Consider the following 19,868-nt stretch of genomic DNA (forward strand, 5'->3'; position numbering starts at 1 on the left):
TACATTTATACATCGTATTGGCGGTTTGTCGAGGACCGGGTTATGTCATTAAGCGATTTTCTAGGAGATACATCACAGATCAAGATCATTGATTTCTTTTTGGGCGACGCTGGTAACTCTTACAATATTTCAGAATTAAGCGAAATGACAGGTCTTACCAGGATGACTCTGTCTAAATTTATCCCGGAGCTGGTCCAGAGCAGGATACTTGAAGTGGATCAGTCTGCCGGGAACGTGAAGACGTATAGGTTAGCTAAGAATAGGCTCGTCGAGTTGATAGTGGCATCTGCTTGTGCCTATAGCTCGATACAGGGGTCGGACCCGCTTGATAAGGAAGAGTCGATCGGTAATATCAGGAAAGGTCTGGGGTTGTCTGGCGTAGTATCGGAGCGCATAACCGAGCCGAGGATCGAGTCAGCTAGTGAGAGCCCGTGCAGTGAAGGAGCATGGTCTTTCCCATCTGAAGGAATTGTAATTTTGACTAAAGAATCTGCCAAAAAGCTTCGGGATGAACTTGATGATAAGATCCGGAAGTATGAGAACCTGCATGGAGAGATCCTGATTAACGAATAAGCCATCCTTAGACGTTTATTTTATAAATTCTTCTACGATTTGCCTTTCTTCCACTGTTAACAAATATAGATCATAAACAAGCTCATCTATTCTTTTATCTGTCTGTAAAATCTCTTTTTCAATACGAATTTTTTCATCCGTCTGCTTTCCTTTAAGATTTATTAGACTCCTATTTATTTGTAACATTTTCTCCGATAACTGTGTAAGTTCGGGGGATTTTTCCGTAAGTATAGGTATTTTTCCAGGATATTTCCAATCGAATATAAAGCCTCCTCTGACTCGATTATTTACGATAGTTTTTGATGAGGTACCAGGCCATTTTTGAGTTTAGTATCGCTAATAGTTGCTCACCTTGGGTTTATCGTTACATATTTGGAAAATATTTTGAAATGAGAAGTATATTTTTAAGGTATAAGCGATTGATATAGATGCAATTAAAAGTTTTACCTGGTATAAAAATGGCCGAATTTCTTACTACAACTGGTACTTCACATGCGCTTGAGCAAGTCATAAAAAATTCTAAAGAAAAATTATTTCTCATAAGCCCTTACGTCCAATTAAGCCCCTTATTAAAAGGAATGCTCAACCAGATTGATACAAAATCGGTTGACCTGCGGCTTGTCTATCGTGATGAAATAAAAGACGAGGATATGGTTTTTCTAAAAGGCATAAGAGGTATCAAGCTCTATTCACTGGAAAATTTACATGCAAAGTGCTACATGAACCATGATACGGCCATCATCACATCTATGAACTTGTTCAGGTACTCCCAGCAAAATAACCATGAGATGGGCATAAAGATAAGCAAAGCGACTGATGCAGAACTTTATAATGAGCTGGCGAAAGAAGTCGACTTTCTTATCGGGCAAAGCAAACCATATAATAAATTTGCTGATTCGGTATCTACAGTAATAGGCTTTACGAAAAAGACAATAACGGCAATACAGGATGCAATGGCACCTGGTTATTGTATAAGATGCGGTGTCGAAATCGAAAATAATCCTGATAAGCCTTTATGCGATAAGTGCTACAAGTCATGGGCTAAATACCAGGATCCCAAATATGCCCAAATATGAAGAGAAGTATTGTCACTTATGCGGGAAGAAAGCAAAGACATCGTTTGGTAAACCAGTCTGCTATGGATGTTATAAAAAGAATTCCAAATAATTTCTAAGCAGTTGTAACACTATCTCCAAAAATTTCTTTCAATTTCGATGAAGCCTTAATCTTGCACTCTTCATCATTATATGCATGGCAAGATTTTATTACCCCTAGTATAACGGCAACATCATCCGTATATCCTAGTCCGGCAATAACATCTGGAAGGACATCAACTGGTAGTATAAAATAGCCTAATGCACCGAAAATAAATAATTTTACTTGCAATGGCGTAGTGGCTTTTGTTGCAGCGTAATATAGTAATAAAGCCTGATAAACGACTTTAGATCCGGCGATTCTACCGTATTTTCTTATCTTGTTCCAAAATGATGTTTCGGAATAGTTCTTTTCATAGCCTATTATCTTTCCATTTAAGTTATCGTTAATGTCGTCTACATTATTTGATTTTAATAAATCATCAATGTTATAATCATATAAATTTACTTTGAGTTGTTTATCACTACAAGCAGCCATATTAATTACAGTAAATCCTATAATTTATTATAATAAATAGCTATTCTTTTCTTGCTAATAATACGAGACTATCGATTGCCAGATAATACTCTTTAATTAACACTCAAACGATAAAGATTTTATGCAATAATTTGCAATTTAAATGTAAAATAAATTGTACTTTATGTCAAATATGTTTAAATAATAAAGATAACAAATACGTTGTCATATGGCTCTAGAAGACTTCCTGGGCGGCACTTCAGAGGTCAGGATCATAGACTTTTTAGCGGACAACATGGATCAGTCATATAATCAGACAGACATTAGTGAAAACACAGGACTATCCAGGACAACGGTCAACCAGAAAATTCCGGAACTGATTCGAAATAATATTGTGGTAATAGACAGCCAGGTCGGCAAATTCAAAACATTCAAGCTGGCCGATAATGACCTCGTGAAATTGTTAATATCCGCTTCTCTGGCACATAGCTTCAGCCAGGCCGATAATCCAATGAGCGACGAGCAGCTTTGGGAACAAATAAAAAAACAAATAGGCGAGTCATTTAGAATGGAAGAACAAATCCGGGAAGCTTCCGATAATGTGATACAGATGCCTATCGATGGCTCGATTATCCTGACTAAAGAGGCGGCGGAAAAGATATCGAAGATCCTGGATAAGAAGCTAAAAAGAAAGTATTCGCATGGCTGACCACCTGTAATCTCAAAATCACTTTACATGGACATGCATTTGCTCTGTGCCTCTTTAAACTCTCTGCCTTTAATCCCCAAATGCCGTCCTCTGTGAGCCTTTGTGCTCTTCGTGCCTCCGTGGTTCAACCCGCGGGAAACCCGGCATTACCTAAGTCTCCATAGCTGAATATTCTTAAATAATAGCCCTGTCAAACACTCAAGCGAACGCCTATGAAAACCTTCATCCTCGTCTACCCCTCCTTCGTCCAGTACGAAGTGATCCTTACCAGCCTCTTCATGAAAACAGCCGGCGACATCGTGACCGTCGGCATAGACGGCAGCGAAGTCACATCCCATGAGGGCTTCATCGTAAACCCCCACATGAAGTTAAGCAACATAAACCTCGACGACGTGGACTTATTCGTCATCCCCGGGGGAGAGCACGTAAACATCTACGGCAACCCCATTTTAACCAAAACGCTCCAGGGTCTCAGCAAGAAGGGCAAAGTCATCGCGGCGATATGCTCCGGGCCCGTGCACCTGGCGAAAGCCGGGCTGCTGGATGGAAAAAGGTACACGTCGTACAGGATGCCGGAGCGCAAAGACGACTTCAAGCATGCAAAAAGGGTTGAGGATAACATCGTAGTTGACGGCAACATCGTAACGGCAAAGGCCGTAGGATACGTGGATCTAGCGCTCGAGCTGGGCAGGATCTTTAACATATACAGAGATGAGGCAGATTACCTGGAGACCGTGGAAGTCTACAGGAACTTCAAGGACGTGGGCGACTGATCATCGTTATTTAAAATTCATTATTTTTCTTTTAAGTTGCAAAAAATTAATTACTAAATAAGTACTTGCATAGTAAGATGATTCTGCAAAGTATTAATATAAACTTCATATATACAAAGTATATACCAGGTGAATAAATTGAGAGATATCCATAGTCTCCCGATCCTATTCACCACGCATGCAGCCATGGCGTTGCTTGAAAGATTCAAGCTGGACCTGGATGAAGCGAAACATTGCATAAAGACTGCGCGGATCGAGAAGCCGATCGAAAAAGACGGAAGTATCGGTATTCTGCAAAGTAGCTCAGGTATCTACAAAATAAGATTCGTATGTACGATAAAAAGGAACACGCCGGTCATTATAACCGCGGAGGAATGCCAATGACTTTATGCCCGATCTGTGATACGCCGATGAAAAAAGAAAAAAGAGAGCTTCGTAAGGGCATATATGCCCTGGTAGAGGTCTGCCCGAAATGCGAGGAAGAATGGGTCGATGAAAAAGAATACCAGGACCTATATGAGCAAATGTTCACACGGAAGACGTTCAAGATAGGCGGAAGCCTCGCGATACGAATACCTAAAGAGATAGCGAATATCACAGGCTTAAAAGAAGGTACTGATGTGAAGATCGATGTTAAAGATAAAAAAATAATCATAGAGCCCCTATAGGTGAATTCTAAGGACGAAGAGATATTGCGATTTTTCTGACGATGAAAAATAATACATGGATGAGGACCGCGACGAGAAATGCCATGATCATGGTCCATTTACCGAAGGTCAAACCGATCAGTACCATCACAAAATAGACGGCAATCACCCATACGATGATATAAGCGGCAATCCCGATCGCCAGTATTTCGAATAGGATAATGACCATTTTAACATCTTGATCCCCCCAGAGAAAAATCATGATAAGGATGGCGAGGATGATCGCGGCAATTGCGATGACGAAGCTTACGTTCTCGCCGTCTATCATGTACTCGAAGGGCACGAGATAAGCATAATGGGTATAGTCAAGTCCAAAGAGATTGAACATGGCTCTTACGATGAGGAACCATTGTGATAGTTCGACGAGAATAATAAATAACACAAAGGCGATAAGCAGGGTCCAGGAAATGATCCGTTCGTACAATGGTTTTTCATTGATCCACCCATACAATGACTTCCCGTCGTTAACCATACGTTTATCGCCACGGCCGGCAATGCCGGCGCATTTTGTGTATAATAAAATTTGAAAAACAATATACGATTAATCTACCCTTTATAGTCTATAGTGATTATATAAAAATCTCCCAAGAACTCAGGATATTGACCGCTTCGTGGCCGGGATGAACAGAAACTATAGATTTATCTATCAATTTAGTAAATATTTAATGAGCTACATGCTTTAAGGGAGCTCTGACCGTGGAGTGCTTCGGGAACTTCAAGGACGCGGGCGATTAGATGCGGATCTTTTCCATATTTTCATCAGTGTATTAAGAAAGACATGAGCCGCTAATAAAATTATGAAAGGAATCCAGAGGATTTCGTGCAGCCTGAACGACATGGCCTTACCCAATAAACCCAGCGTTAGCGAGTCCACCGTGCTCGAATTCGTGATGCCGAAACCGGTCAGCAAATAGAATAAGGTGACCGCGAGGAGAGTCCATGCGATTATCCTTTTTATTAAAAGTATATTCATCAAGACACCCTCACGCTAAGAAGCTTTTATTCAGGTCACCGTTATTCGAGTATCCCCTGGTCTCCCAGTACCCTTTATATTCCTGGTCGGATAGCTCGATCCGGGTGATCCATTTGAGCCATTTGTAGCCCCATTTCTCGCCGGCGACGAGGCGGGTCGGATACCCATGTTCCGCCGTCAGCGGAACGTTATTGATCTTGTGCGCGACCAGGAAAAATTGGGCCCGGATGTCGTCGAGGCTAAACGACGTCGAATCGCCATCCTGTGCATAAAAGATCACTGTCTTAGCCCCGGGTTTTATACCGGCCTCATCGAGGAGTCCCTTCAGCGGGAACCCTTCCCAGAGCGCCGTCGCATCCCAGCCCTCGACGCAGTGCAGGGTAACTACCTTTTTCAGTGATGAACGATTCACGAGATCGGAATAAGAGTATTTCTTCGGCATATCGACAAGGCCGCCGACACCGATGGAATATTTATCGGCCTCGATATGCTGAGTCCCTTTTATGGAGTTCACGCGAATATTCTTCATCGGGTCGAGCCTTTGCCCTTCGTATTGGGTTAATTCGGCAAGCCCGGCGGGTGAAGACACGGCGGAGGGCGAGACTTGCCCGGTACATCCTGCGGCCGCTATCCCGGACAATCCAATGCCGATAGATATGCCTAACTTGATGATCGTGCGCCGGGATATTTTATCCTCATTTGCCACGCCCGAGATCTTTTCCATAGAAGGGTCATGCCTCCGCCGATCATGTGCTCATTTTTTCTCGCATGCTAGCCCGACGGCGTTCGCTATATTCCTTGCCGCGTCCTCGACGCTCATTCCTGCAGACTTTGCGGCCTTCTCGAGGTCATCCAGCGTTATATTATTGGGGTTGTTATGCTTATCGTGTAAAAATCCGCACCCACAGCTAATACACATGTCTCTTCACGCATTAACGATATCAGGCTTCGTCACGATAACACATCCTGATTTTATGTATGGAGTTAAAACGTAGGAAAGATTGTCTCGCCGGCCCTTATCAACGAATGATCAACGTGAATATAGATTAACTGCACAATACTTTCATAATTATACCCGGTACAAAAGAGTATGACCGGCATACGTAATAGCTCTCCCCGGACCTCGATGGCGAGCTTATCGGGGTAAAGATGAACGCATTTTACCTTCGGCCATTCTATAAGCTGAAATGTAGATTTACCTTTTTGCCCGGCATCGTGGATATCGGCGTATGACGATAAATAGTTGACTTCGCTGCCCCAATAATCGGGATCGTTAAAATATTCGAGGTCAGGATAATGAGGCCCGAGTAACCTGAAGCCCTTGAGGATGCATCCGACACCCGTATTATTAACAACATAAGTGGCGTCGACTCCATGCTTGACTCCGGAAACCCATAGCATGCTAATGATATGATAGGCGATGGGCATCCAGATGATCATTGCTATGATCATTAATGGCGCTATGAGCCCCAATAATATACTTGTAATCGGGTCAAGCGATGTTATAATAAATATCGAAGATAATATCACGAAAAGCGATATATACAGCGCTAATCCAAGAATGGCATAGTTGGCCAATAATTTTCTCCAGAGTATTTTATTCTTGATCAGGGGATATTTTCCAGTCCAAACTGCCTCTTGAAAGAATGCATTATTTACAATTGGATCAGCCATAGCTTAACCATTCGTTCATTGTGCTGGCCATTTCGAGCCTTGCTAAAATAAAATTTGAATAATTATTACTTCAGGTTTCCCTCTATAGAATATCATAACTATATATTTCCAAACGGCCAGGATTAATGGGATCGGCGTATGTTAAAATTAAAAAGTTTTTAAACTTCATATCGTTTTATAGATATGAGCCCCCGAGCCGGAGTAGACCAGCTCGAAACCATCGATATTTTCACCTTTAAGCGCTTTCCAGATGACCAGCTTATTAAAATCAGGGGAGTCTGTGCTTACATTCTGTTTACCGGCGATGGATAAGAAGACCGGGGATTTCTCCAGGTCCATATCGACTACGAACAGATAATCCGAGCCATACTTTTCCATCAACGCTATGGCATCCTGCGGGTTATCCGCCGTCAATATCGCTGCGATATCCTTCGTTTTATTATAGGGCGCCGTACAGAACTCGTCCCTGAACTCCTTTTTCTCCGCATCGGACATATACATGTAGGGGCTTACGGAGTTCGCTATCTCCACCGAAGGGATATCAACGACCGGCTCTCTGCCCGACCATCCGCGGATCGAGTGGCCGTAATCCCACCAGCAGGTAATGATGCTGTCCGGGCTGGTATTCGATTTGAGGAATTCATATGCGGGCACATAATCTTCGACGAAGTCGCCCCTCTCTGTCTTTCCATTTACCGTATATTCGAACTCGGCCCAGGTAGCATTGTGAAGGTCATGGCGCCATAACGTATAAACTGTGATGTTATGCTCACCGCCAACATACCGGGTATTTAGTACAGTGGCATCGGGGATCTTTTGCGCTGTACAGCCGGAAAAAAAGACGCTCGCGGCAATAAAAAATAACACTAAATACGTAATTACTTTCATATACTTACCACAAGCCATTGCTACTTAATACTATAAATAGTAATTTTTTATTAAAATTGTAAGATCGGTAGTATGGTATATCGTCAAGGCACTATTTTTTCCTCTGCTGATGGATCCGGCCGACTTCCTGGCAGAAATATTTGATATTTTCTATTGCGGATTGTAACCTACGTTTAACCTCATCATCCTGTAGCGCCTCATCGATGGCGTCACTCATTTCCCGTTTGTTCCTCTTTATTATGTCGAGATGATACTCCAGCTCGTCAAGTTCTACATAACCTCTTAAAGCACCAATATCGTCTGTGATGTTGTATCACCAAGATATGTTAATTCGATCATGAATTAATTATTTGGTAAAATCAAATGCAGGAAAATATCAGGCGATTGGGTCATGATAAATTCCATTAATTGTGCATAATATGATTTACCTGAAGTACATATGATATTTTGGTGCAAATTTATGGTCGATAGGCCTTTGATCACGAAGTGGGAATTCGAAAAAGAGGCGAATTGCTATAACTGCCACAGGGTCGCCGCACAGAAGGTCGAGATCGTGCCCAATCAGGCGGTGGTGACCTGCTCGAATTGCGGGGCCGAAAGGCGCTATGTGATACACGAGTTCCATGTGGCCTCCACGATGCCGGATCTCAATGTGGATAAGGAAAATAGAAAGTACGATATCTGGAAGTTCGTCAAGAACGCGAAGTGCGCCAACTGCCTGAAACAGACGGACCAGGAGATCACGCTGGACGAGTTCAAGGGCGTGGTCGTCTGCCCCTCGTGCCTGTTCACGCGCATTTACAAAATAAGCGTATACAAGCACACTGGATAATTGATATTGCGGCGAGATGATCATGTGCTGAATGTTTTCGTTTTCATCACTACAGGCTCGAAGTTGTCCCCGTAGAGTGCGCATTCGATCTGCGAGCTCTCGTTCTTCGGTATCCTGAGAGATGCCTCGGCCCATCCTGTCCCGCCCTCCGCCACATCGCCTAATGCAATAGTACGATCAGGGTCCCATACTCTATCCTCGCCCTGACTCGGCGCCAGAGCGGCAAAATAGGCGGACACGTTCCGGGCTGTACCCACCCCGATATTCGTGATATTACAGTGGACTCGGTAATAGACGTATACGGAGTCAAGGTCCTCGTATGTGGCGTTAAAGTCCATGTCCATCTGCGGCAACTGTATGAGCGGGTAAACGTTCACATTCTGGCCCTCATATTCGTCCGGCATCTGCCCGATCTTCCAGCTATCGCCCGTAGTCTCTAAGTAATAATATTTTGCCCCGTGATATTCGACACAGTAGCCGGGGTAATCGTCAGAGCATTTTACGCCTATGGCCATATGGTTTGGAAGCTCGAGCAGCACGACGCCGTACCCCATCTCGTTGAGCAATGCTGCGGCCAGAATGGCCGTGTCCTCGCAGTCGCCGCCGTTATCGACCAGCGTTTCGACCGGGTATCTCGGGTACTCGTCATAGCCCGTGGTCACTTCGTCGGACGTATATGGTAGCGCCTGAACGAAGCTCACGACGCTCATTACATCATCATATTCCGTGAACCCGCACCTATCTCCGGAATCGCAGAAAGTGTCCACCAGGTTCTTCATGGATGTCCGGTCGTAGTCGGATAACGCGTACTGGGCATAGTCGTCCTGGCGGTCATGGGGCTGGCCTTTGTAAAAGTCATATAAGGATTCCGGCACATCGATCGTGGTCGTCCAGTCTCCGCCGTACGACCAGTTATACGTCATGTTATAGTAGCCGGAATTAACCGTAGCCGGGACGGAAACGGCAGGCCCCGTAACGAAAGTGCCGCCAAGACAGCCGCTCGTAATGACAGGCATCAAAATGATGAAAAGCGGCAATAAATTTCTATTGAATGCCAAACCGATACCCCGGAATACAAAGCGCATGTTATATAATATATTTTTATTTAATTATTTAAGTAGCTATCGATTAATACAGGCCGGCGGAGGCCGAAGGCAGCTGGATCTGGCAAGCGTCAAAGGGATATGCCCACGATTGATTCAGATGCACTTATATACTCGAAGGCCCAGTATGAGTTGGAGTGATAAAATTGGTAACATGTACATATAAGGGAGACTGTCCCGTAGTACCGCCCGCAATGATGGGCACCAGCATCGCTGCAGGAAAGTGCGAGCGCTGCGAACACAACAGCACCGCTAAAAAGAACAAACGTGGCGGAAGACGCAGATAATCTACTAATTCACCATAGTGTTCTGATTTTCGATCGAGATCACGGCTCCTCGAAATATCGGGGGCCGCGACATTCCCGACATATTAAGAGCGGTCAAGCTTGTTTTCTAATTGACCGTTAAATAATAGTATATTTGAAAAAGTGCATTAGAGCACGTCTTCATCAACGATATCGATCTCTTCTGGCACGGGTGAAACTAAAGACGTCTCATCTTCGTCCGCGGCGATCACCGCAGGCGCCGGAATAGAGACCGGGCCCTGCCTCTGCTTTTTAGAATAGCAAAAATAGGCCGTGAACACGTCCATGCCGTCGACTACGATCATCTCACTATTATGGAATGCAAGAGAAATATACTTCATTTTAGTCCTTTTTACTTTTTTTAGTCGGAACTTATAATGATGGCGCGCCGTTCAGGAAGCCCTTGCGCTCGAGCCAGCTTACCTGGGGCCCCGTATATCGCCAGGTCACATCGCCCTTCTCGTCCTGGATCTCCCATGGCACGACGATGACCAGGTCGCCTTCACGGATCCACGTCCTCTTCTTCATCTTGCCCCGGATCCTGCACATGCGGGTGACGTTGTCCAGGCACAGGACAGTTAAGTGAGAGGCGCCGAGTAATTTCGTGACGGTACCTAATATTTCTCTATCCGCTTTTCTTGGGGTTCTCACCCTGGTGACTTCTGCGCCCGCGGCGCTGGCCGGCTTTCTGCCGCCTTTGTTATGTGGTTTATACAGTGTTACACCTTCAAGACAATAACGCTATCATACTATATATAGTAATATTTTTTTTAATATATAAAAATTAAAAAATTTAATTGATAAGGCTTGATCTTATCAATTTAGTACCGGGGCTTCCTGTGCTTGGGGAAGCAGTCCTGGCAGTATACGGGCCGGTCTTCGCTGGGCTTGAACGGCACTTCGCATTCCTTTTTACAGTCGGCACAAGTAGCCTTGTGCATCTCTCTTGGGCCTCCGAAGCTTCTTCGGCCCCTAAATCCACTGTCTCTCATGATAATTTCTCAGTCAGGGCATAGGCCCTGCACCTACAATAAGGCCGGTATAGTATAAATATCTGTTTAATTTTATTTTAAATATATATTATTGGTAAAATACCCTTTAAACGGGGAGACATCTCGATGGACGTCGACGATATCAGATTAACGCCTGGCCGCATTATTCACATGATAGCAGTCATGCTGGCAATACCTGCCATTATCCTGGCCTTATCCGGCGACTGGCTCTGGCCCGAGGGCTGGGCTTTTTGCGCGTGGTATATTCTGCTGAGCCTATCCGTCATCATTTACCTCTATCGACGCAACCCCGGGTTACTTGCCGAAAGGTTCAGACGCCCGGGGACCGGTGGCGAAAAAGAATGGGACAGATATTTTCTCATAGCAATAGCGCTGTCATATTTCGCCTGGGTCATCGTCATGCCGCTCGACGCAAAGAGGTTCGGCTGGACGCCAGCCCTTCCGGCATGGATAAAAGTCCTCGGTGCTTTAGGGCTACTGGCCTCTGCGTTCCTTCTGTACCGGGCTTTTGCCGATAACCCGTTCCTTTCGCCCCTGGTCCGCATACAGAGAGAGCGAGATCAGTACGTAGTATCGACCGGAGTTTATAGCTTTGTAAGACATCCGATGTACCTCGGGGCAGTGCTGATGTTCCTGGGGGCGCCCATGCTTCTCGGTTCAATGTATGGCTTTGCGATCGGCGTGTGTATGTCGCTTCTTCTCTGTGCGAGGGCGGTAGGCGAGGAGAAAATGCTGACCGAAGAACTGGAGGGCTATGTTGACTACCAGAAGAAGGTAAGATACAGGCTAATCCCGCGTGTTTGGTGACTCCCCGGAACGGATTTTCTTAGCCCGCAAGCGGCACCATGGGGCATGAACCTAGCAGCCCGGTCGACAGGGGTATGATCCCGAGCATTGCCACGATGATCCCCGGCCACATGTTCAGGTAAAGGAACATGAAAATGCCGATGGCGGTCACGATCAACCCGATGATGATCCTCAACACACGGTCACGAGCGCTCATATCGTCAGACATGATAGGCACCAGTTAAATAATATATAAATAATGGAATATATTATTTTCTCTGGCTGAAGCGCCCGAGCCCGAATGACCCTAAACCTGCTTCACGTTCTTCATGACCTCTTCCTTATCAAGCGCCTCATTATGGAACCTGCTTGCATGCTGCTGGACGATCCTCACGAGCTCGTCGGTATTCTCATCCCGTACCATGAACGGGCACCCGGCAGCGCCCGCGGTCTTACAGCTGAACTCCTGCACCATATCCATCACCGCACAGACTAGAATAGACGCGATAATATAATTATCTAATAAAAGTGGGACTGGCCGAGCCGGAATGAAAGCCGACTAAAAGAGCTCACAGGTAAGGCGAGCCATAATCGTGCGTGCCCATTTCGCGCTCGACGTCGCGCTTCATCTGGATGTACTTATCGATCATCAGGTTACTGGTATAAAGCTTAAGCTCATTCTGGGTCTTAAAGGCGGGAGTAGTGGTCACCCGTGTGTACCGGGACTCCGGGGTCACGTTGTCCGTGATGTCGACGGCCGCGAACTCGCCCCCGGGAAGCTCGTAGGCCAGGTAGTCGCCGACCCGTCCCACGACCTTATATTTCGTCTCGGACTCGAAGATCTTCTCGATGAGCTCCCGCATATATCTCAGGATCTTACTGACCGTATCGACCGCTTGTTCTACCGACATACAGGCTCAACGTTCCACAATAACATTAATTATTTTATGAATAATATATAAAACCCTTATTCGAAATACATTGCTTTTCAGGAGTCCTTTCAGAAAAACTACGGCAGTAAGAAAAAATCGATATCGGGATGATATCGCTATTTTTGCGGCTGCACAAGCAGATGGGACAGGTTCAGCCTCTGGAGCACGCCCTCGGCCTGGCCGGCAAAGTCCCTCTCAACGCCCCGGATAAAGGCAAGCTCGTCTAAACTGCTCACGGGCGTAACCTTCATGAGTACATCTGGCTCTGGCGCGGTAACCCGTGCATTATTCTGGAGTTTACGGAGCTTTTCGTTCCATGCGATCAGCTCGTCGATCGGAATTCCTTGCATCTATGTCCTCCGCTATTGCATTTTAAGCCTTTACTACGGGAGCGGTAATAATTTATGCGATAATAATTATTAATATTGTTAAATTAATATTTATATAATAATGATATATCGCCGGATGCCGTGCTAATATACGAAAAACCGGTTTAGCATGGCGAAAACAGGCATGGGTGACATAAGGCTTCAATCCATGTAAGGAATCTCGCCATACGTGCTGCCGTACTTCTGGTTATAGAGGTAAACGTTCCCGTTGTACGTGTATTTTACTTTCTTGATATCGTCCCTGCACGTGGCCTCGTTATCCGTGACGCGGGCGTACTCATCGCCCTCCGCGGACAGGTAGGCCTTATAGGCCTCTCCGCTGGCTATGGCCGTATTTTCACGCATTATGAACTCGTCGGTGAGGCCCCGGATCATCCCCAGCCAGGACTGGAATTCCGCCTGAGTCATCTCAGTGCTCGTCTTGGCCGCATAGTACATGTCGAGTCGCTGGGTCTGCTCCCTGACAAGCTCGAGGTCGTAATTGTACTCGTTCAGCGCTTTTACGAGTAAGTCCTGATCATGTCCGCCCTGGCCCTCGCCATTGGCCAGACCCCCGATTGACCCGTATACATAGAACAGGATAGAGATGAACGCCGCGGATACGACGATGACGACCGTGGCAAGGCCGATGAGCTTGAGAATATCGTCTACGCTGGTCATGGCTGTAGAGTTTTATTCTCATTTAATTATAAATATGCATACGTTTAGAAAAGAGCTTAAATCGCTTGAAAAGTTAACTTTTTGCCAGCTGATGAATTATGGGGGGCTACGCTCGTGATCCATGACGAACGCCTGGATCTGGCGGATACGCTGGTCGATGTCGCCGTTCACCTTATCCATCCCGGTGCTGGAGAAACGCTCAAGGGCGCTCATCATGGAGATCACCGGCAGCAGTGACAGGCGTATCATCAGGTACATCCGCGTCTCCTCTATATCCTCGGTCAGGTCATCCGGCTCCCCGGTAGACTTAAGCTTGGCATCGATATGGTGGTTGATCTCGTCGACGGTATTGTTGATGATGAACATGGCGTGAAGATCGTGCTCGTATATGGTCTCTGCGGCAAGCGTCGATAACACCGTAATAGAGTCCAGAGCCCGCTGCTTATCGGCGTTCTTGATAGCTTCGATGACCTCGAGCTTTGCCTTTAATACTCGGCTTTTGAACTCGGGGCTTTGACCGGGCTTCTTAGGCAGTATGCGGGCAGATGAGGGCGTTTCATCCTCCCGGGGAGGGATGACTGCACGTTTCCTGCCGGCCTTCTTGAACAGGTTAAACATCTTATCGTTCCCGCGGCATAAAATATGACTATATTAGAAGCGGCTGGATAATAAGCTTTATTGATGCCATAAAAAATAAATGCGCAGAATATTTTGGAAGATAAGGCTCACATTTTTCTTGCTCGATGGTTTAGTTAAATTTGTCTTTCGACCTTAATGTGTTCTCGAAAAGATCAATTTGTTTCTTGACCAGTGAGATCGTTTCTTTTTGGTATACCAGGATCTCGCCGTTCAGCTCGATCAGCCGGTCCAGCTTATCGCCATTCACGGCATGGGCCGGGCCCTTCGCGATATCTTTGGCTGGCACCTTCCGCTCAGGTCGTTTCCTCAGATGGGACAGGCCGAGGTCCGCGAGGAGCTCGTCACCATGCTCCTTTACATCCATCTCGACCTGATGGATGTACTCGCGATGTACGATGATATCGTCGATTACCGCTTCATTCCCATCGTCCTCGACGGTTGGAAGGCCGTCGCTTTCTATGATCGGCTCGCCCGCGAGCTCCGGCAGCCCGAAGTTATCCCCATCGCCGACGACCTCAATTTCATCGACGCGCTCGGGAGACACGTCGGGGACCCCCATGTGCCACTCGCCGCCATAATATCCGACCGCGACGTGGCTCTTATTAGAAAATTTTTTCCGGACGTAATCAAGGTGCCTTAAGTCCACGAACGTGGTAATGACCTCGTCCTCAGCCTTTATAAGGACTTTAGCCCTTTTACTTAAAGGATTCCATGGCTTAAGGATGCCCACTATCTCGCCTACGGCCACGCTTCCGGTGGTCTTGCCGTCCACTATTTGCCCCCTATTATGAGAACGCTGATCTCAAAAAACTAATAATGACAGCGATACTAAATTTCGGTCGCCGCCAGGGATAGAACAACAGCTATCCGCCTATACGCTTATGTGATCAGCGCTCGCTTATATATAACGTATTATATATTGACCATTACCAATGATAAATATTACTCTGTTCAGAGAGTCCCGTCTAACTATTAGTCATGTTTGACATTGCATATTAAGATTATTCAGCAACTCAAACTATTCATAGTCAGATGTTTAGCGTTTTTATGTGATCGGCCTGCTCCTTTTACTACAAAGATTTTAACTGTTCAGGCCTAACAGAGGTTACAGCAGTAAGTACGGGCCAAATCGTAGCTTAGAGAAGCCTTATTAGCGATGGCCCGGTACTATCGATCGGTGAAAATCATGGACAAAACGTTAATAGTTCTAGGAGTTCTCGTGCTCGCGGGCATCGGCTTGACCGCGGCCATGGTCGTTACTTCCCCGGCTCAGGGATCGCCCAACGCAGTGCCCCCGGCCCCCGGGAACCCGGTACACCCCAATGACCCCACTGTCATGCAGAACGATAAGCTCACGATGGCGAAGCAGTTCGTGATGGACGATGCCACGTTCCAGTTCGACGGCATGGCCGACACGGTCATTGCCGCGCTCGACGAGGGCACGGGCATCGCAACGATCGAGTTCACCTCCAGGACCGCGGGCTATGGTAACAGGTCCGGCATGATCGTCGCCGAGGTGCTCACAGCACACAAGGCGGCCATCAAGATCTCCGGCAACCAGGTCGTGTCCGCAGTTATGGACGAGAAGTGGGACATGTTAACCCAGAAAGAGATCGCCTGATTTAGTACACTTTTCTATCTTTTTATAAAAAAGGGGCAGGGTAGCCCGATCATTCGGGCTTACCACCATCCACTGCCGCCCCACCAGTTATTGCACCAGTTGTTCCACCAGCCGCACTGCTGCCACCAGGGCCACCATCCGCCGCCCCAGCCACCCCAGCCGCCCCAGCCACCCCACCAGGGCCTGAAGCCGAAGCCGGAACCGAAGAAGCGGTTACGGAAACCGAAACCACGTCCGAAGAAGCCATGCCCTCCGAAACCGTGGCCCACGCCGAAGCCATGGCCCACGCCGAAGCCATGCCCTCCGAAACCGCGGCCCACGCCGATGCCGCCCCCGAAGCCGCCTCCGCCATGGCCATTCCGGGCGTCGACGATCGGAGTTATCAGGCTATATGCCGGTATCAGCATGATGAGGACCAGCGCTGCTGCCACTAATTTTGCATTGAGATTCGTTTTTTCACCCCGTACAGTATACAATAATAAAAATTAAAAACAGAATGGCTACATATAGTGCGCCAATACGCTATTTTAGATATTTTCGATAAATTGCCCGGTTAACTGTAAATGGGAAAGCCGTATCATTTTTTATTGAGCCCGGTGAACGTACGCTGGTGCTCTTCCTCCTGCATCAGGATCTCTATGAAGATGTGCGCCGTGGTCAGGTCCCCTTCCTTTTCGGCCAGTGGTATGATCTCTTTGTACATCTTAATGGCCTCGTCCTCGGCCTTGATGTCGTTCTCGAGCATCTCCTTCAGGCTCGTGCCGACGCTGATGGGGTCGGGCTTCGTCGTCGGGATGCCGCCCAGGTAGAACAGCCGCTCGGCGATCTTCTCGGCGTGCTTCATCTCCACTATGCCGATCTTCTTGAGCTCGTCGTGGACGGCGTAGCCATGCACTCCCACCCACTGCGCATGCTGCCACACGTACTGGATGGAAACCTGCAGTTCCCGGGCTATGGCCCGGTTCATCATGTCCATTAGCTTTTTAGATGCCATCGTTCGTTCCCTCTTCCTTATCTATCGAAAGAACGAAAGCCGCATTTAAAAGGCTATGGAGCGTTTTTTATGTCTATTTTATGTGAATAAAAAGAAAACGTTTTTATTGAGTATTAGTATCCTGTACCGGCCTCTACGCCTTTTGCTTTGACTTCAGGTCGCCAAGATAGTCGTACAGGAACGCGGCGATGAGCGCTCCGAGGATGGGGCCGATGATGTATATCGGGAACTGCCACCACAGGTTCTGGCCGCTGAAGAGCATGCTGGCCACGTAAGGCCCGAATGTCCTGGCCGGGTTCAGGGAGCCGCCGGTCAGGTTCCCGATGGCCATGATGCCCAGTGACGCCACGAAGCCGATAGCCAATCCTGCGAAGCCCGACGGGGCTCGCTTATCCACGGCTGTCCCCATGATCGTAAGCACAAGGAAGAAGGTCGCGATCGTTTCGAGAGCAATGGCCTGCCAGTAGGATACTCCGGAAGCCATTGTCGTAGCCCCGAAGTTATTACCCGTCGCCAGAGAACCCCACAGGAGGGCGACGGATAATGATGCAAGCGTTGCCCCGATCAGCTGGGCTACGATGTAGTAGAGTGTATCCATTAGAGGCAGTCTTCCGGTAGCCCACATGGCTATGCTGACCGCGGGATTGATGTGCGTGCCCGAAATGTGGCCGAACACGTATGCCATGACCGCTATGGCCAGGCCGAACGCCAGGCCGATCGCCAGCCACTCCGATATGCCGAACCCTACATTGAACTCATTTCCGGGGATCGGTGTCCATCCTTTAACGAGCAGTGCCGCAGTGACGACCGCGCCCGTTCCCAGAAATACCAGGACGTAGGTCCCGATCAATTCAGCTAAAGAACGTTTTATAAGACTGATCTCTGCCATAAAATGATCTCCAATAAAGCCCCGGGCTCATGCCCTTAATGTAAATAGGCTTATGTGATATATGGTTGCTATTGAATAAAATAGATATCGATAAAAAAAGGATAAAAAAGATCAGCTGGAGCTCGCAGACGTAATATTGCGCACCATGATCTGGTAGTGCAGCGTCTTTCCGGCAAGCGGGTAGTTGAAGTCTATGAGCACCGTCGTATTGTTCGGTATCGCGTAGACCGTCACCGGCTGCATCCCGTAGTAGAGCGTGTCGTTGACGTGCGGAGTGATGTTATTCGCCAGCAGGTCGGTCATGTTCACTGGCTGGATGAGCGACGGGTCGTAGTCGCCGTACGCCAGGTCCGGCGATATCGTGACGTTCTTAGACTCATTCAGCTTCATGCCGATGACCGCATCGTCGAAGCCCTCGATGACGTCCCCTGCGCCTGCCGTGAACGTGATCGGCTCATAGGTCAGGTACTCGTCGTATATCCCGGATTCCCTTGCCACCGACTCAATGGAAGTATCGAAGATCGTGCCGTTATCGAACATCCCGATGTAATCGACGGTGACCGTATCGTTCTTCGCCACGGTCTTTTCGGTCGTCCCCGTGCATCCGGCTACCAGCGCTATTGACAGGACCAGTAGAATGGCCCAGATATATCGTTTGCTTTGCATAATGGTCACTGTATCTATGCTTCATCCAATGCCGTATTCGCTATATATCCTTTCTCGCCGGATTCTCCAACCAGACGTGCGCATGGATACTCTTTTTAAGGGCTCTGAAAAGCTGTGTTTCCGCCTTTTCATCCGGCAATACTTTTCGTCCCCCGTACCATAGGCTAAAACGGGAGATGGATTGATGAAAATAGTGAATGGATTTTTAGCGGCAGCATTAGTTCTGCTCGCCGTATCGATGGTCGCGGTGCCCGCGTTCGCATTCTTCCCTGGACCTCTAGGAGGCTTTTGGGGCAGAGGCATGGCATTTCCGGGCGCGTTCGGCTGTGGCGTTCCGCCCGTAGCCGGGTTTGGCGGTTTCCCGTTCGCAGGAGGCTGCGGGTTCCCAGTAGCCGGAGGCTGCGGGTTCCCAGTAGCCGGAGGCTGTGGGTTCCCTGCCGCCGGAGGATTCGGAGTGCCGGGGGCTGCAGGCTTCGGTGTGCCCGGGATCGGGGGCTACGGAGTACCCGGATATGGCTCGCCGTTCGGCACGCCATTCGGCGGATATCCTGGCATGGGCGGCTATGGCATGCCTAACGCCAACTTTGGCGCGAATGCCGGATACCAGATGCCCGCCGGCAATACGGCATACGGCAACATGCCCCTCAAATCCGTCGGGAACCTGGGCATGGGTGCTGGATTCGGCGGCATGCCGTCCGGTTACGTTTAAAAACTTTTTTTATTTTCTATATTTGCACCAAATCGTATACTATTATTTGAATTCATATAGTTCTATTTAGATGCTTGTTTTTTAAGCCACCAAGCATACAAAGGCACTATTCTCACCACAATGGCACGGAGCGCACGAAGGCTCACAGAGCCTTTTTTTAGATGGAGGTCACAAAGGTCACAGAGCATGCTTTTTGTGTAAAGAGGCACAAAGGGGACAATGACACGATGACAAAAAGTGCTCTTGTTCATTCCATAGTGCCATTGTATCCTTTGTGCCCTAAAGACAATGAACCGGTCTTTGTGACCTCTGTCCCTTACATTTTAAAAAAAGTCTTTGTGAGCCTTCGTGAACTCCGTGCCATTGTGGTGAGAATAGTGCCTCTGTATGCTTAGTGACTTAAAAACCAGGCTTTGGCCTGT

30 protein-coding genes are annotated in these 19,868 nt (G+C 47.5%); 9 read left to right on the forward strand and 21 right to left on the reverse strand.

The genetic code is table 11. From position 1 onward, the window contains the following. The first annotated feature begins 42 nt into the window (after positions 1-42). Both MCP_RS10540 and MCP_RS10545 read left to right on the forward strand, forming a co-directional pair. Entirely contained in the window at positions 43-573 is a 531-nt protein-coding gene (locus tag MCP_RS10540; RefSeq protein ID WP_012900826.1) for a hypothetical protein, read from the forward strand. 428 nt (positions 574-1,001) lie between these two features. Further along, complete coding sequence (locus tag MCP_RS10545; RefSeq protein ID WP_012900828.1) at positions 1,002-1,649, forward strand: phospholipase D family protein; 648 nt, start codon at positions 1,002-1,004, stop codon at positions 1,647-1,649. A gap of 94 nt (positions 1,650-1,743) precedes the next feature. On the opposite strand, the gene MCP_RS10550 is transcribed toward MCP_RS10545, so the two are convergent. After that, positions 1,744-2,205, reverse strand: a complete 462-nt coding sequence (locus MCP_RS10550; RefSeq protein ID WP_012900829.1) for a YkvA family protein — start codon at positions 2,203-2,205, stop codon at positions 1,744-1,746. A gap of 208 nt (positions 2,206-2,413) precedes the next feature. Here MCP_RS10550 and MCP_RS10555 point away from each other — a divergent pair, with 208 nt between their 5' ends. The 3 genes from MCP_RS10555 to MCP_RS10570 all read left to right on the forward strand — a co-directional run bounded on the left by MCP_RS10555 (position 2,414) and on the right by MCP_RS10570 (position 4,334). After that, a complete protein-coding gene (locus MCP_RS10555; RefSeq protein ID WP_012900830.1) occupies positions 2,414-2,893 on the forward strand; it encodes a winged helix-turn-helix transcriptional regulator in 480 nt (159 codons plus the stop codon). Between the two features lie 212 nt (positions 2,894-3,105). Then, a complete protein-coding gene (locus MCP_RS10560; protein ID WP_012900831.1) occupies positions 3,106-3,666 on the forward strand; it encodes a DJ-1/PfpI family protein in 561 nt (186 codons plus the stop codon). A 329-nt stretch (positions 3,667-3,995) separates the two neighbouring features. Then, entirely contained in the window at positions 3,996-4,334 is a 339-nt protein-coding gene (locus MCP_RS10570; protein ID WP_231845068.1) for an AbrB/MazE/SpoVT family DNA-binding domain-containing protein, read from the forward strand. Between the two features lie 7 nt (positions 4,335-4,341). Here the strand turns inward: MCP_RS10570 and MCP_RS10575 are convergent, their stop codons facing one another. The 5 genes from MCP_RS10575 to MCP_RS10595 form a co-directional block, all read right to left on the reverse strand. Further along, positions 4,342-4,845: a hypothetical protein gene (locus MCP_RS10575; protein ID WP_012900834.1), complete on the reverse strand. Its 504-nt coding sequence runs from the start codon at positions 4,843-4,845 to the stop codon at positions 4,342-4,344. Positions 4,846-5,356: 511 nt separating this feature from the next. After that, positions 5,357-6,070: a molybdopterin-dependent oxidoreductase gene (locus tag MCP_RS10585; protein ID WP_012900836.1), complete on the reverse strand. Its 714-nt coding sequence runs from the start codon at positions 6,068-6,070 to the stop codon at positions 5,357-5,359. A gap of 30 nt (positions 6,071-6,100) precedes the next feature. Then, positions 6,101-6,265, reverse strand: coding sequence for a hypothetical protein (locus tag MCP_RS15875; RefSeq protein WP_012900837.1), 165 nt, complete (start codon positions 6,263-6,265; stop codon positions 6,101-6,103). Between the two features lie 65 nt (positions 6,266-6,330). After that, positions 6,331-7,020 (reverse strand): hypothetical protein, encoded by a 690-nt coding sequence (locus tag MCP_RS10590; protein WP_012900838.1) that lies wholly within the window; start codon positions 7,018-7,020, stop codon positions 6,331-6,333. A 165-nt stretch (positions 7,021-7,185) separates the two neighbouring features. Further along, positions 7,186-7,908, reverse strand: a complete 723-nt coding sequence (locus tag MCP_RS10595; RefSeq protein ID WP_128567164.1) for a hypothetical protein — start codon at positions 7,906-7,908, stop codon at positions 7,186-7,188. Between the two features lie 460 nt (positions 7,909-8,368). Between MCP_RS10595 and MCP_RS10600 the strand changes: the two genes are divergently transcribed. Continuing rightward, positions 8,369-8,740 carry a hypothetical protein gene (locus MCP_RS10600; RefSeq protein ID WP_128860037.1) on the forward strand — a complete coding sequence of 124 codons (372 nt, stop codon included), beginning with the start codon at positions 8,369-8,371 and terminating at the stop codon, positions 8,738-8,740. A 20-nt stretch (positions 8,741-8,760) separates the two neighbouring features. Here the strand turns inward: MCP_RS10600 and MCP_RS10605 are convergent, their stop codons facing one another. The 4 genes from MCP_RS10605 to MCP_RS10620 all read right to left on the reverse strand — a co-directional run bounded on the left by MCP_RS10605 (position 8,761) and on the right by MCP_RS10620 (position 11,140). Continuing rightward, on the reverse strand, positions 8,761-9,756 hold the full coding sequence (locus MCP_RS10605; RefSeq protein ID WP_231845069.1) for a hypothetical protein: 996 nt from the start codon (positions 9,754-9,756) through the stop codon (positions 8,761-8,763). A 520-nt stretch (positions 9,757-10,276) separates the two neighbouring features. Continuing rightward, the gene (locus tag MCP_RS15730; protein WP_158301486.1) at positions 10,277-10,453 is read right to left on the reverse strand and encodes a hypothetical protein; all 177 of its coding nucleotides are present in this window, start codon (positions 10,451-10,453) and stop codon (positions 10,277-10,279) included. Positions 10,454-10,520: 67 nt separating this feature from the next. Then, positions 10,521-10,865, reverse strand: coding sequence for a translation initiation factor eIF-1A (gene eif1A / locus MCP_RS10615; RefSeq protein ID WP_128567166.1), 345 nt, complete (start codon positions 10,863-10,865; stop codon positions 10,521-10,523). Between the two features lie 104 nt (positions 10,866-10,969). After that, positions 10,970-11,140, reverse strand: a complete 171-nt coding sequence (locus MCP_RS10620) for a CxxC-x17-CxxC domain-containing protein (RefSeq protein ID WP_012900844.1) — start codon at positions 11,138-11,140, stop codon at positions 10,970-10,972. 126 nt (positions 11,141-11,266) lie between these two features. Here MCP_RS10620 and MCP_RS10625 point away from each other — a divergent pair, with 126 nt between their 5' ends. After that, positions 11,267-11,968: a methyltransferase family protein gene (locus tag MCP_RS10625; RefSeq protein WP_012900845.1), complete on the forward strand. Its 702-nt coding sequence runs from the start codon at positions 11,267-11,269 to the stop codon at positions 11,966-11,968. Between the two features lie 19 nt (positions 11,969-11,987). Here the strand turns inward: MCP_RS10625 and MCP_RS10630 are convergent, their stop codons facing one another. The 7 genes from MCP_RS10630 to MCP_RS10660 form a co-directional block, all read right to left on the reverse strand. Then, complete coding sequence (locus tag MCP_RS10630) at positions 11,988-12,176, reverse strand: YgaP family membrane protein (protein ID WP_128567167.1); 189 nt, start codon at positions 12,174-12,176, stop codon at positions 11,988-11,990. A 78-nt stretch (positions 12,177-12,254) separates the two neighbouring features. Beyond that, on the reverse strand, positions 12,255-12,428 hold the full coding sequence (locus MCP_RS10635; protein ID WP_128860201.1) for a DUF1059 domain-containing protein: 174 nt from the start codon (positions 12,426-12,428) through the stop codon (positions 12,255-12,257). A gap of 88 nt (positions 12,429-12,516) precedes the next feature. Beyond that, entirely contained in the window at positions 12,517-12,858 is a 342-nt protein-coding gene (locus MCP_RS10640; RefSeq protein WP_012900848.1) for a hypothetical protein, read from the reverse strand. Between the two features lie 137 nt (positions 12,859-12,995). Then, positions 12,996-13,229, reverse strand: a complete 234-nt coding sequence (locus MCP_RS10645; protein WP_012900849.1) for a hypothetical protein — start codon at positions 13,227-13,229, stop codon at positions 12,996-12,998. 180 nt (positions 13,230-13,409) lie between these two features. Beyond that, positions 13,410-13,928, reverse strand: coding sequence for a hypothetical protein (locus tag MCP_RS10650; protein WP_012900850.1), 519 nt, complete (start codon positions 13,926-13,928; stop codon positions 13,410-13,412). Between the two features lie 96 nt (positions 13,929-14,024). Continuing rightward, positions 14,025-14,546, reverse strand: coding sequence for a hypothetical protein (locus tag MCP_RS10655; protein ID WP_012900851.1), 522 nt, complete (start codon positions 14,544-14,546; stop codon positions 14,025-14,027). A gap of 130 nt (positions 14,547-14,676) precedes the next feature. Beyond that, positions 14,677-15,339: a hypothetical protein gene (locus MCP_RS10660; protein ID WP_012900852.1), complete on the reverse strand. Its 663-nt coding sequence runs from the start codon at positions 15,337-15,339 to the stop codon at positions 14,677-14,679. Between the two features lie 414 nt (positions 15,340-15,753). On the opposite strand from MCP_RS10660, the gene MCP_RS10665 reads away from it, so the two are divergent. Continuing rightward, entirely contained in the window at positions 15,754-16,188 is a 435-nt protein-coding gene (locus MCP_RS10665) for a hypothetical protein (RefSeq protein WP_128860038.1), read from the forward strand. Positions 16,189-16,247: 59 nt separating this feature from the next. Here MCP_RS10665 and MCP_RS15880 read toward each other — a convergent pair whose 3' ends face one another. The 4 genes from MCP_RS15880 to MCP_RS10685 form a co-directional block, all read right to left on the reverse strand. Continuing rightward, positions 16,248-16,619 (reverse strand): hypothetical protein, encoded by a 372-nt coding sequence (locus MCP_RS15880; protein ID WP_012900854.1) that lies wholly within the window; start codon positions 16,617-16,619, stop codon positions 16,248-16,250. 146 nt (positions 16,620-16,765) lie between these two features. Continuing rightward, positions 16,766-17,182 (reverse strand): ferritin-like domain-containing protein, encoded by a 417-nt coding sequence (locus tag MCP_RS10675; protein ID WP_012900855.1) that lies wholly within the window; start codon positions 17,180-17,182, stop codon positions 16,766-16,768. Between the two features lie 133 nt (positions 17,183-17,315). Further along, positions 17,316-18,071 (reverse strand): MIP/aquaporin family protein, encoded by a 756-nt coding sequence (locus MCP_RS10680; RefSeq protein WP_012900856.1) that lies wholly within the window; start codon positions 18,069-18,071, stop codon positions 17,316-17,318. Positions 18,072-18,182: 111 nt separating this feature from the next. After that, positions 18,183-18,737, reverse strand: a complete 555-nt coding sequence (locus MCP_RS10685) for an FKBP-type peptidyl-prolyl cis-trans isomerase (RefSeq protein ID WP_231845070.1) — start codon at positions 18,735-18,737, stop codon at positions 18,183-18,185. Positions 18,738-18,921: 184 nt separating this feature from the next. Between MCP_RS10685 and MCP_RS15445 the strand changes: the two genes are divergently transcribed. Continuing rightward, positions 18,922-19,446 (forward strand): hypothetical protein, encoded by a 525-nt coding sequence (locus MCP_RS15445; RefSeq protein ID WP_012900858.1) that lies wholly within the window; start codon positions 18,922-18,924, stop codon positions 19,444-19,446. The last annotated feature ends 422 nt before the right edge of the window (positions 19,447-19,868 follow it).

The sequence above is a fragment of the Methanocella paludicola SANAE genome, from assembly GCF_000011005.1.
In the GTDB taxonomy this organism is placed as follows: Archaea; Halobacteriota; Methanocellia; order Methanocellales; family Methanocellaceae; genus Methanocella; species Methanocella paludicola.